This is a genomic window from Dolichospermum sp. LEGE 00246, from assembly GCF_015207865.1.
GTDB classification, from domain to species: domain Bacteria; phylum Cyanobacteriota; class Cyanobacteriia; order Cyanobacteriales; family Nostocaceae; genus Dolichospermum; species Dolichospermum heterosporum.
The window spans coordinates 1-11,488 of sequence record NZ_JADEWA010000138.1 but is presented as its reverse complement, the minus strand read 5'-3'; the positions used below and the strand labels follow the sequence as shown (position 1 = coordinate 11,488).

At 38.7% G+C, this 11,488-nt stretch carries 11 protein-coding genes; 6 read left to right on the top strand and 5 right to left on the bottom strand.

The features are described from left to right. From IQ228_RS11505 to IQ228_RS11495, 3 genes are all read left to right on the top strand, one after another. A partial coding sequence (locus IQ228_RS11505) for a hypothetical protein (protein WP_228043822.1) occupies window positions 1–435 on the top strand: 435 nt, incomplete at its 5' end. Beyond that, window positions 432–866 carry an HNH endonuclease gene (locus IQ228_RS11500; protein WP_027403415.1) on the top strand — a complete coding sequence of 145 codons (435 nt, stop codon included), beginning with the start codon at window positions 432–434 and terminating at the stop codon, window positions 864–866. The genes IQ228_RS11505 and IQ228_RS11500, both read left to right, overlap by 4 nt. A gap of 78 nt (window positions 867–944) precedes the next feature. After that, on the top strand, window positions 945–2,435 hold the full coding sequence (locus tag IQ228_RS11495) for a UDP-N-acetylmuramoyl-L-alanyl-D-glutamate--2,6-diaminopimelate ligase (protein ID WP_193962902.1): 1,491 nt from the start codon (window positions 945–947) through the stop codon (window positions 2,433–2,435). A gap of 732 nt (window positions 2,436–3,167) precedes the next feature. Here IQ228_RS11495 and IQ228_RS11490 read toward each other — a convergent pair. Beyond that, window positions 3,168–4,610, bottom strand: a complete 1,443-nt coding sequence (locus IQ228_RS11490) for a sensor histidine kinase KdpD (protein ID WP_027403417.1) — start codon at window positions 4,608–4,610, stop codon at window positions 3,168–3,170. Window positions 4,611–5,076: 466 nt separating this feature from the next. On the opposite strand from IQ228_RS11490, the gene IQ228_RS11485 reads away from it, so the two are divergent. Beyond that, window positions 5,077–5,508, top strand: a complete 432-nt coding sequence (locus tag IQ228_RS11485) for a BON domain-containing protein (RefSeq protein WP_027403418.1) — start codon at window positions 5,077–5,079, stop codon at window positions 5,506–5,508. 319 nt (window positions 5,509–5,827) lie between these two features. Here the strand turns inward: IQ228_RS11485 and IQ228_RS11480 are convergent, their stop codons facing one another. After that, on the bottom strand, window positions 5,828–7,228 hold the full coding sequence (locus tag IQ228_RS11480) for an amidohydrolase (RefSeq protein WP_027403419.1): 1,401 nt from the start codon (window positions 7,226–7,228) through the stop codon (window positions 5,828–5,830). 82 nt (window positions 7,229–7,310) lie between these two features. Here IQ228_RS11480 and IQ228_RS11475 point away from each other — a divergent pair, with 82 nt between their 5' ends. Next, window positions 7,311–8,081: a cysteine hydrolase family protein gene (locus IQ228_RS11475; protein WP_193962901.1), complete on the top strand. Its 771-nt coding sequence runs from the start codon at window positions 7,311–7,313 to the stop codon at window positions 8,079–8,081. Between the two features lie 73 nt (window positions 8,082–8,154). Continuing rightward, window positions 8,155–8,610: a cupin domain-containing protein gene (locus tag IQ228_RS11470; protein WP_027403421.1), complete on the top strand. Its 456-nt coding sequence runs from the start codon at window positions 8,155–8,157 to the stop codon at window positions 8,608–8,610. 269 nt (window positions 8,611–8,879) lie between these two features. Here the strand turns inward: IQ228_RS11470 and IQ228_RS11465 are convergent, their stop codons facing one another. From IQ228_RS11465 to IQ228_RS11455, 3 genes are all read right to left on the bottom strand, one after another. Then, window positions 8,880–10,148, bottom strand: a complete 1,269-nt coding sequence (locus tag IQ228_RS11465; RefSeq protein WP_027403422.1) for a hypothetical protein — start codon at window positions 10,146–10,148, stop codon at window positions 8,880–8,882. A gap of 17 nt (window positions 10,149–10,165) precedes the next feature. Next, window positions 10,166–10,972 (bottom strand): SDR family oxidoreductase, encoded by an 807-nt coding sequence (locus IQ228_RS11460; RefSeq protein WP_193962900.1) that lies wholly within the window; start codon window positions 10,970–10,972, stop codon window positions 10,166–10,168. 29 nt (window positions 10,973–11,001) lie between these two features. Continuing rightward, window positions 11,002–11,488 (bottom strand): hypothetical protein (locus IQ228_RS11455; RefSeq protein ID WP_228043821.1); only part of this gene is annotated, 487 nt, incomplete at its 5' end.

Below are 11,488 nucleotides of genomic sequence, written 5' to 3'. Positions count from 1 at the left end.
CAAATATTTATAATCAATAATATGAAGGAAACCTATCTAAAAAATATGAGTAACCAAATCACAATTACTCTACCAGATGACGTTTATCAAAAAGCTGAACACTTTGCACGTCTAGCAAACAGGGATTTAGCCAGCATCTTAGTTGATACTATCCAGTTTTCTATCCCACCTATTAGCCTAGAAGCAACAACCCTTGAACCTGTATCAGCACTTTCTGACCAGCAAGTTTTAGCTTTGACAGAATTACAAATGGAATCTGAAGAAGATATTCGTTTAAGTGAGTTACTAGATAAACAACAAGCTGGTATTGTTACAGAATCAGAACATTCTGAATTGCAAACACTAATGCAAATTTATCAAGAGGGACTATTGCGAAAAGCTACTGCATTAAGTGAAGCTGTCAAACGTGGATTAATAAAAGAGTTAGGTGCGTGAGTTCTAGTCAAATTTCTGAAGAAGTTCGGGTTAAGGTGCGAAACCAGGCTAATCATCAATGTGGTTACTGTCTTAGTCTGCAAAAGTATGTATTGGGTATTTTAGAGATTGATCATATTATTCCCAAAGCCAAAGGTGGGACTGATAACGAAGAAAATTTATGGCTTGCTTGTAGACTATGCAACGGATACAAAGGTACTCAAACTCATGGTCTAGATCAAGTTACTGACAGCAAGGTAAAACTATTTAATCCTCGTCAGCAAACATGGTCATCTCACTTTGCTTGGACTAACAATGGTACACATATCATAGGATTAACTGCCTGTGGTCGTGTTACAGTTTTAGCTTTACAACTTAATAATATCTACGCAGTGACTGTGAGACAAGCCTGGGTTTCTGCTGGTTGGCATCCACCTGAAGACGTTTCTTGAATTTTGTTGTATCTCTCCCAATAAACAAAAAATAATGTTTAAATAAGCGCAAGACAAGCTTGTGGCGAGGTTCACTAGATGAAATTGCGGGAATTATTAGCGGCTGTGGATGGAATTGAGTCTGTAAATGTACCAGATATTGATATTCAAGGACTGAAAACTAATTCTCATACCTGTGGTGTGGGCGATTTGTTTATTGGGATGCCAGGAACTAGGGTAGATGGTGGGGAGTTTTGGTCGGGGGCTTTGGCTGCTGGTGCTGTAGCGGCGATTGTTTCCCCCGAAGCTATGAGGAAAAATCCGCCTACAGCAAACTCTGTGGTCATTAGTGCCGATAATATGACTAAAGCTTGCGCCCAAATAGCTGCGGCTTTTTATGGTTATCCAGGACAAAAATTGAAAATGGTGGGTGTGACGGGGACAAATGGGAAAACTACTACTACTCATTTGATTGAATATTTCTTAACTCAGGCTAATTTACCGACGGCGTTAATAGGTACGCTGTATACGCGCTGGCCTGGTTTTGAGGAGACCGCTGTGAATACTACTCCTTTTTCGGTGGATTTACAGCAACAATTGGCTAAGGCGATGAATGCCGGTTGTGATACTGGGGTGATGGAAGTTAGTTCTCATGCTTTGCACCAGGGTAGGGTTTTGAGTTGTGCTTTTGAGGTGGGGGTGTTTACTAATCTCACCCAAGATCATTTGGACTATCACTTGAATATGGAGGATTATTTTGCGGCGAAGGCGTTGCTATTTAGTCCTAATTATCTCCAAGGACGAGCAATTATCAATGCTGATGATATCTACGGTCAACGAATAATTGCATCTTTGAATCAGGAACAGGTTTGGAGTTATAGCGTTAATGATAGTACGGCTGATTTTTGGATGAGTGATTTAAGTTATCAACCAAATGGTGTCAATGGAATTTTACATACTCCCCAGGGAAATGTAGATTTTAGTTCTCCTTTAGTTGGTCAATATAACTTAGAAAATCTTTTAGCTGCGGTGGGTGCGGTTGTCCATTTGGGGTTAGATTTGCAATTGGTAGCAGGTGCTATTCCTGGGTTTCCCGGTGTTCCTGGACGGATGGAACGGGTGCAAATTAGTTCACAACAGGATATTAGTGTGATTGTGGATTATGCCCATACTCCCGATAGTTTGGAGAATTTGCTCAAGGCGGCTCGGCCGTTTATTCCTGGTAGAATGATATGTGTATTTGGTTGTGGGGGAGACCGCGATCGCACTAAACGCCCGAAAATGGGGAAAATAGCGGCGGAACTCGCAGATATGGCTGTGGTGACATCAGATAATCCTCGCACGGAAAACCCGGAAAAGATATTAGAGGATGTGGTGGCAGGTATTCCTGATCTGGTACAGGCAATGGTGATTAGCGATCGCTCTACCGCCATTCGGACAGCTATTTTACAGGCTCAACCTGGAGACGGTGTATTATTGGCTGGTAAAGGTCACGAAGATTATCAAATTCTCGGTACTGAAAAAATTCACTTTGACGACAGAGAACAAGCACGAGAAGCTTTACAGGAAAGAATAAAAAGCCAAAATTAGGTTCCTTAATTTTTCGTTAGTCCGCGTAGGCGGACTATCCCTACGGGACCAACGTTTATGTAGCCGCGTATCCCTAACGGGAGGCGAAGCCCTTAACGGGTGACAAGGTGACTAAACAGCTTGTTTCATAAGGGATAGAGCCTGAAAGCCACCTTGAAAAAAGAGGTGCTTATTGCCATCATTGAGGTGACAGGTTTAACTGGTACTTTAGGACTCAATAACTTTACAACCACCTTGGTGTAGCTTCTGGTATCCTTTAGGCAAACCACGTTGTAGAGACGGTTCATGAAAAATCTCTACATCAGCATTAAACCATCCTGTAATTGATGAGATATGTGAGGGTAAAGCATGAGCTAAACCCCTACGATATATCGAAGTTCAGGGAGTAGGGGCGCAGGCCCTGCGCCCATTCAGGAGTATGGCTAACGCCACGCTGCGCTATCAGCCAACCCTAAATATCACTAAAATTAATAACATTGCCAGGTTGAACACCACTTTTTTGTCAATTTGTCAATAGGAAATTTTTGCGATCGCTCGAATTAGATCATTTCTGAGCAAATTCATGGCTAAAATTGTTGAGGGAATAGCTATTAATTTTGTAAAGTTTTGTATTAGCCTGGGAAATTAATTTCTGAAACTACTGTCAATAAAGGGTTTGAGACTAACATCTTCTGAAAGATCCAAAATTAACAATAGTAACCCAATTAATATATGGCAGCAGCATATTCACATTCAGATACCTCTAACTTCCAAAGGTAAAAAAATAGTCAACACTTCCCCATTTTGGGGACGTTGACGCACAATTAATTTCCCCCCAATTGCTTGAAATAAATGCTTAGTTGCCGCCATATTTAAACTAATTGCCCCTGTTTCCGGCTGAAACATCAATAATTGACCCAACGACTTCCGAATTGGTGGCGTTATCCGGTAGCCTTGATCTTGACAATCAAACTGAGGAGACAATTGCAACTTTAACTGATCACCAGCAGGAATTACTTGCACCTGAATACAACTACCAGGAGGTAAACTGCGCGTAAAATTCTCGATTAAACCAGTAAGTACCCTATCCAGCATCGCCGGATTACTAACCACCGTCGGTAACTGCTTCGGTAAAACCACATTTAAAGTTAAATTACGCCGAGTTGCCGCCAATTGCCAACGGGGAATACTCTGTTGTAAAACCTCATCCAAACACATCGGCGATAATTGGGAATTAGCAAATTTTGAAGGTTGTGATAAATTCTCTAACTCTGCCGCCTTAAATAATAACTCCATCCGGTCAATTTGCTCAGTACATTCATGATCAATAACCTCCAAACGACCGATAACATTAACAGGCAAATCCTTCCTTTTTAATAGTAACCGCGTCATCATCCTAATAGTCGTTAACGGAGTGCGAACCTCATGGGCAAAAGCTTGGAGCAACTCCACATCCGAACGAGATGGAGATTTTGGCGGTGGAGTAGGTGAATGAAAAGATAATGAAGTATGTGTAACTGGATTACTTTCTGTGGGAATAGTTAACTCTTGCAGTAATAACTGACTAAATTGAATTATGACCTGATAATCTGGGGCAACAACTGGATAATTTTGTACCTTAATATCTAAATCAGTAAACAATTCAGGATTAGTCAAAACCACCCTAGCGCCTATAGATTCCCAAGCTTTTTGGACAACCGCTGATTCAAAAGAAAACAAAAATTCCTTCTTGCCATTTTCATCTTCCGCCAAAACCAAAACTAATCTAAATTTATCTGTAAATATCAAACAAAACTGTTCCGCACCTAGAGGATCAGCCGGCAATAAAGGTAAAATAGATTCTTGAAAAGTAGCAGTATGGAAAGTATTTGTTTCTATATTATTTATATGCTGCGCCACTTCTGACGGCATCATAAATGGCATCAACGCCAAAGGATTAAAAGGTCTAGCTGTAAAAGTTATTGTTTGTAATCGTTGTGCTAGTTCGGGGTGACTAAATAAAGGTGCAGGTGCGGCTAATACCAAACCTTGAGGATCATGAGATGAACTTGTGGCTAAAGTTTTCAACAGCAAGTTCTCCGTAGCTGCCAGACTCACACGCCATTGCTGCTCCGCCTTAGCCGTAGAACACTCAGCGACAGGAGATTGATTTTTAGATAAAACTTCCTTGAGACTCGGCAAAATCCATTCGTACACAGTTTTTAACCTCTTGATTGCTTCAGCAGCTAATGGTGGTTATATTAGACATTTGCACTCTACATCCACGAGATTATCGTCATTGGGGTAAAGATAGAAAGTGGTATAACCGAACCTTCAAGGTGCAATATCCTCTCTTTGTCACCGAATCAGTCACCCATTCCCAATCACCGGTAAACCAATCCCAAAAAAGATGCGGCTGAGTCTTGAGGATAGAGAATATATAGATAGTGGCTACCTGTGAGCATCAAACCGTTAATATTCGATAGCCATGAGTACAATTAAATTGGCTCTTTTCAATAAAAGCGTTTTAATTTAGTTATTGAAAAGTTGTCATTCTATCAGTTATCTGGATGTTTGGTTCATGACTTTTGGTTGTAGAAATTTAATTCTTTTTTAAGATTTGCTCCTGGGAATCACTCACAGTAAACTCCATCACTTCAAGTATTCAACTTTGGAAATCAACATGAAAAAGCTCATTCCTTTTCTAGTTAGTGGCGTTTTAGTAGCTGGCATGGTTGGTTGTCAAGAAGCACCAAAAACAGGTTCAGAAACTACTGGTACTAGCACCGCAACCCCCGTTGTTCCAGCCAAACCTGCTTCTGATACCACAAGAATTATAGATAATTCTACCGCAACTCCTACCGCAACTCCCACTACAACTCCCACTACAACTTCTAAATCCACAACCGACTTAAAAACTGAAATTAGCAAAAAACTGAAAACAGTTCTACCCGGAAACAAGTTAGAAATAACTAACAAAGACGGTGAAATTATCCTCAAAGGAACAGCAACTTCTCAAAAAGAAATCACACAGGCTGAAACTTTCATTAAAGCAATACCTGGCGTGAAAAGTGTCAAGTTAGAAGCTATTGTAAAGACCGAGAAAAAACCCTAGCACCGCAGGGCGGAAGTCAAAGGTCAAAGGTCAAAACGAATATATAATGATCTTTCCAGCGATTTGGAATGGTCTGTTTATTTCCGCCGACCTGTACTAGTTACTTGACTTCATACCACCCTCACCTACCTGCAAGGTGATGAAATTGCTCTGTAGGGGCGGGGAACCCCCGTCCTCAATTATTTTGGGCGTTGCTGATTTTAGGGATGAAAATAATTTTGCACACGTTCAAGACTCTTGTAGAGACGTTCCATGGAACGTCTCTACCTTCAAAAATCATACGCCAATTCAGCAACGCCTTATTTTGCTTAACTTAACATTAATCTAATCCCATAACTTGCCGATAATGAGGTGTTAATTTATCTACATTAACTGATTTAGGTTGTGTTTCCCAGTGACTTCGGTTAAATAATTCTTGTCGTAGTTCATCAATATTAATTGTAGTAATTTTTCCATTACTAATAATTTGCTTACCATTTACCCAAGCACTACTAACAACATTAACAGGACGACCTAAAACTAATAAACCAATAGGATCTGTGCGGGGAAGTAATGATAAATTATTGAGATCATATAAAACTAAATCAGCTTTTTTACCAACAGTAAGAGAACCAAGTTCCTCTTCTACATTTAAACCTTTTGCACCCCCTAAAGATGCCATTTTTACAGCTTGACGGGGTGTAATCCAGTATTGATAATCTGGTTCTGTAAGATTATGTAGAATCGAACCAATTTTAATAGCTTCCAACAAGTCTTGGGAGTCATTGCTAGAAGCACCATCACAGCCAAAGGTGACATTAACCCCCGCTTGAATATATTTGATAATTGGGGCAATACCACTGCCTAAACGGAGGTTACTTAAAGGATTGTGGACGACTGTAGATTGTGTTTGGGCAAGAATATTAATATCAGATTCCTTCAACCATACACAATGTGCTAAAGTTGTGCAACTGTTCAAAAAACCAAGTCGTTGTAAATGGGCAACCGCAGTACAACCATACTTTTCTTTAGCCAGGGTTTCCTGGGCTTTGGTTTCTAATAAATGGGTATGACGGCAAAGATCATACTTGTTACTTAATGAAATACATCCTGTAAATAAATCATCGCTGCATAATTGAATTCCCGTCGGGGCAACTAAAATATTAATTCCTACCTCTGGTTGATGAAATTGTTTTATTGCTGTTTCAATAATTGCTAAAGTTTCCCCAGAAGAACGAAAATAAGGTTCATGATTTGCCTGTGATTCTCCATTAGGTATGCCCATACTCAAAGATTCATCTTGAATTAGAGGGGCAATAAAAGCCCGGATACCTACCTCTTGATAAGCGCGAACTGCTGTAGCAATAGTTTCTAATTCTTCTCCAGGAATTAATACTAAATGATCTACTACACTTGTTCCCCCAGAAAGTAAAGTTTCTACTGCCGTTCCCAAAGCACTAAGATAAACTTGTTCTGTATTTAAAGGAGTAAAATCATATAAATGTGCTAACCATAATTCAAGAGGTAAAGGGGGAATTACTCCTCGTTGCCACATTTCCGAAGAATGGGTATGGGCATTAAAAAAACCAGGAAGCAGCAGTTTGTTCTCTCCATTAATTTCTGTGCCAATTATTTCTAAATTAGGGGTAATAGCGGTGATTCTACCATCTATAACCTGTACGTCTGTAGTTACGTAACTATCGGCAACGCTAATTAAAGTATTCTTAATTGTAAAGTTCATGATTTTAATCTTAATTAAGTAATTGATCTATTAGCCTAATTTTAAGCTACAACGTAAAAAACGATATCGAGAATTGGCATTTATGAATCTACCCACTCAGAAATTAGGATTTGCACCCAATAACTGGCAAGTAAATCAGACATTTGCAGATATTACTCGTCCTCAAAAGACTCCACGACCAGCCATTTTAGCCACAGAAACTAAAACTCTGCGTTGCGACTTATCCAAAGCTGCTATCATTGTCATTGATATGCAAAATGATTTTTGTCATCCTGATGGTTGGTTAGCACACATTGGTGTAGATGTTAACCCTGCCCGTCAACCGATTGCCCCCCTACAACAATTGTTACCACAACTGCGGACTGCTGATATACCTATAATTTGGCTAAATTGGGGAAATCGTCCAGATTTACTAAATATCAGCGCTGGTTTATTGCACGTATACAACCCCACAGGGGCAGGAGTCGGATTAGGTGATCCCCTTCCCAGCAACGGTTCTCAGGTACTAATGCAGGGCAGTTGGGCTGCTGCTGTGGTGGAAGAACTAGAACAGCTACCAGAAGATATCCGGGTTGATAAGTATCGTATGAGTGGATTTTGGGATACACCGTTAGACAGTATTTTACGAAATTTGGGTATAACTACACTATTCTTTGCTGGTGTAAATGCTGATCAATGTGTTTTATCAACTTTGTGTGATGCCAATTTTTTAGGATATGACTGTATTTTAGTCAAAGATTGTACCGCGACAACTTCACCGGAATATTGTTGGTTAGCAACTTTATATAATGTCCAACAATGTTTCGGTTTTGTAACAGATTCTTCTGCAATTGTAACCGCAATTCATCATTAATTTAATGGTCGTAAAAATACCAATTACCCATTACCCATTACCCATTACCAATTACCCATTACCCATTACCAATATGTACGATACTCGTTGTGTAATTCCCATTATTAAATCTCCCAAAGATTATCAAGCATATCGGATTAGTCCCTATGACTCTAACCGATTAGCAATTATCTTTGATTCTGCAAGTGCAAATACTTCTTTAACTTGTTGTATAGAAATCTTTGATGTCGCTGGAGAAACACCACCAAATCGGCATCAATGGGCTGTAGAAATGTTTTTTATCCTCAAAGGAGAAGGCATCGCAATTTGTGACGGGAAAACGGTAAATATCAAAGCTGGAGATAGTTTATTAGTACCACCAACAGGGACGCATTTAATTAAAAATACTGGTGAAAACCGTCTTTATGCCTTAACCATTATGGTTCCCAATGAGGATTTTTCGGAACTAATTCGTAGTGGTATTCCCGTAGAATTAGATGCTGAAGATATGACTATTCTGGGAAGATTAGATTCTTTGAAGTTTTTTTAGATTACAAAAAAAGGGACCAGGTAAGAAAATAGGCGTTGGATAATGGCGGTATGAGAGGTTGTTTGAAAAGTATTAGATGAAACTGATAATCTCCAGAAACCTAACCCCCCTTCCCTACCTTTTTCAAACATCCTCTGAAAATCAAAAATTCCCTTTCTCAAACTCTTACTCTTTGCGCTTCTGCGTCTCTGCGTGAGAAAAATTCATACTTTCATTCAGCAACGCCAGAAAATCAAAGTTTTTGCTGAGGTTATTTACACTCCTCAACTCTAATTCTTTTCCACAATACCACCGTTATCTATGGCACTATAAGTATCATTGTTGACTAAACCCAACCAAGGATCAGAACTGGGAGTTAAAAATAATTCAGCATAAACTTTTTCATTCAACTGATTAATATTTGATGTTTGATTTTCTGCTAAAAACCATTGATGAATTTGTCTGTGTAGCAGATATTCGTTTTTGACAGTATCTAAAGCCATGACGGTTTCAAAATTACGAATTACTCTGGATAAATTATTTTTATCTGTTGTATTTGGTAACTTTTTATCTTCAATTAAAGTTATACTATTTTTATCCAGTCTAGCATCGTTTTGATATAGCCTAGATAATTCATTCCAAGTTGCTTGGTTAAGAATTTCTGAAGAAGTTTCTGCTGGTTCTGGTTGAATAGAATTCAGAATTGGTCTTTCAACTACTGCTTTAGAAACTGCTAAGGAACTTGCTAATCTAGCACTAGGAAGTGATGTAGGATTATTTGTGCGAACTAACTGGGGTGGAGATTGAATACCCAATTTAGATAAATCTGTTCTCCATTGGTTTTGAATGTCGTCAAGACGGTGCAGATGGTATTGTTGTAATAATAAATTGTATTTTTCACCATTTTGGTTACTCAAAATTTTGGCGATTACTTCCCCTTGCTGGAGTTGTTTAAGAAAAGCTTTTGGTCCATAAAGTCCGGGAATGGCATCAATGGGACGACCAGAACTATCTAAAATGTAATGAATACTATTACCGGTGATTGTTCTTTCTAATTTGCGTCCGTCACCAAAATCAATTGTGACTTTGGGAACAGGACGAACACTTTGCCAATGCAAGATAAATTTGTCTCTTAATTCTTGGGAAATTTCGGTATTGGGATATAATGCTACTCTAAAAAACCGGCTGTTGGCACAACTAAGGTCTGTATCTAATCTCCCCAATAATCTTAAAGAAAGGATTGGTTTACCACTAAGTTTAGCAGCAGTTTTGGCTTGTTCTAAATCGGTATACCAATATAATTTGGAAGCATAACAATCTCGTTGTTGACACAATTGATCTAAAGCTGTTTTAATTTGTGGTTTTGGTGGAGATGTTAGGTTATTAATATGGGATTTGAGAAATGTTTGTAATCCTGTTTGTCCTTGTGTCCGTAATTTAGTAACTTCTTCAGATAGTTGAGATGTTTGTGATTCTGGGGTTTGAGTATAACCTGCTGGTGAAAAAACAAAACTAGCAAATATTAAAAGAAGTGGGATGTTAAAGTTATTCAATTTCATGTTTTTTGCTCTCTTTTTTATAATTGTGAAAAAAGATTGTGCCAATCAATTATAGTCGGTCTATTTCCTTGATTAACTATTTCAAAAACTTTATTCACAGAACTTTGATAAAATAAACTTTCTACACAAGTTGCAGCTACATCAATGCGGCTGGTATCACCAGAAACTGTGTCTCCTGTTCCGAAAATGATGTTTGATTTACCTCCACTTGTGGCTTTGAGTAAGGTATTGAGATCATAGGATGTATATGGTCCATCGGTTAAACGTCCGGGACGAATAATAGTATAAGGAATTCCCGAATTAATAATGGCTTGTTCTCCTTTTTCTTTAGCGTCAAGTACACCAAAAAGATTCAGAATATTAAACGGAAATTGATGTTTACGCAGAATTCCACAGGAAGAAACAAATACGAAGCGGTTGAGGTTTTTTGGTGCTGCTGATATAAGATTAATTACACCCTGTGTATCAACTTTAGTGGGGGTATTTTTGGCTTTATCTTCTAGGAATCGGGGATTAAATACGGTAATTCCTAATTCGATTATGTTGGGGGTTTGATTAAATTCCCATCTTGCGGAGGGGAAAGCAGTAGTTCCTGTACAACAAATAATGGCGGTAATGTTTGCCATTGCTGCTGTCAATGTGCTGGGTTTACAGATGTCACCAACTGCAATTTCTACTTTGTTATTAAACATTTTTGCGGCTTTTTCGGCATCCCTGGTGAGAATACGAACTGGTAAGCCTTTTTCTAATAGTTTACTAACTACAAGTTGTCCAACTCCACCGGTAGAACCGACAACTAAGATGAGATTTTCACTAGTGTTCATAAATGGAAGACTTCTGGAATAGGGGATATTTAATCTACAATAATTTTGGTTTTACCTTTATGTCCATGAATTAATATAATTTGGGAGCATCCTTGAGTATACCAAGCTGTGGATTTAGGCGCTTTCAACCATTGCATAACTGCAATATTAGCAGAATTTTGACTAATATCTTGATGGAAAAGTTGAAAATAACATCCTATGGCAACTATACCAGTACCGCTGATACCTGTTACATCTTGATCTCTTACTAGTTTAAAGCTTTGTAGATGATAATTATCTCGTGAGTTTTCTCCAAATACTAATGTTCTCCCTCTTTGATTTTGCAGTTGTTGAAAGGATGCCAAAGATGGAAAGGTGATGTAACTGGAATGTGGTAAGATTCGGGCGATAGCTACCTGTCCATCTGGTAAAATAAAACCACCACCTATAATCTGCTGCAATGGTTTTGCTTCAGTTTCAATTAACCAAAATGTTTGCTGAGTTGGTTGCATAAGCATATGTCTCTTATACACACCT

Bases quoted from the DNA above. Each gene is read 5' to 3' on its own strand.
- IQ228_RS11475 (WP_193962901.1), top strand. From the start codon at position 7,311: ATGAATCTACCCACTCAGAAATTAGGATTTGCACCCAATAACTGGCAA.
- IQ228_RS11465 (WP_027403422.1), bottom strand. From the start codon at position 10,148: ATGAAATTGAATAACTTTAACATCCCACTTCTTTTAATATTTGCTAGT.
- IQ228_RS11485 (WP_027403418.1), top strand. From the start codon at position 5,077: ATGAAAAAGCTCATTCCTTTTCTAGTTAGTGGCGTTTTAGTAGCTGGC.
- IQ228_RS11470 (WP_027403421.1), top strand. From the start codon at position 8,155: ATGTACGATACTCGTTGTGTAATTCCCATTATTAAATCTCCCAAAGAT.
- IQ228_RS11495 (WP_193962902.1), top strand. From the start codon at position 945: ATGAAATTGCGGGAATTATTAGCGGCTGTGGATGGAATTGAGTCTGTA.
- IQ228_RS11460 (WP_193962900.1), bottom strand. From the start codon at position 10,972: ATGAACACTAGTGAAAATCTCATCTTAGTTGTCGGTTCTACCGGTGGA.
- IQ228_RS11480 (WP_027403419.1), bottom strand. From the start codon at position 7,228: ATGAACTTTACAATTAAGAATACTTTAATTAGCGTTGCCGATAGTTAC.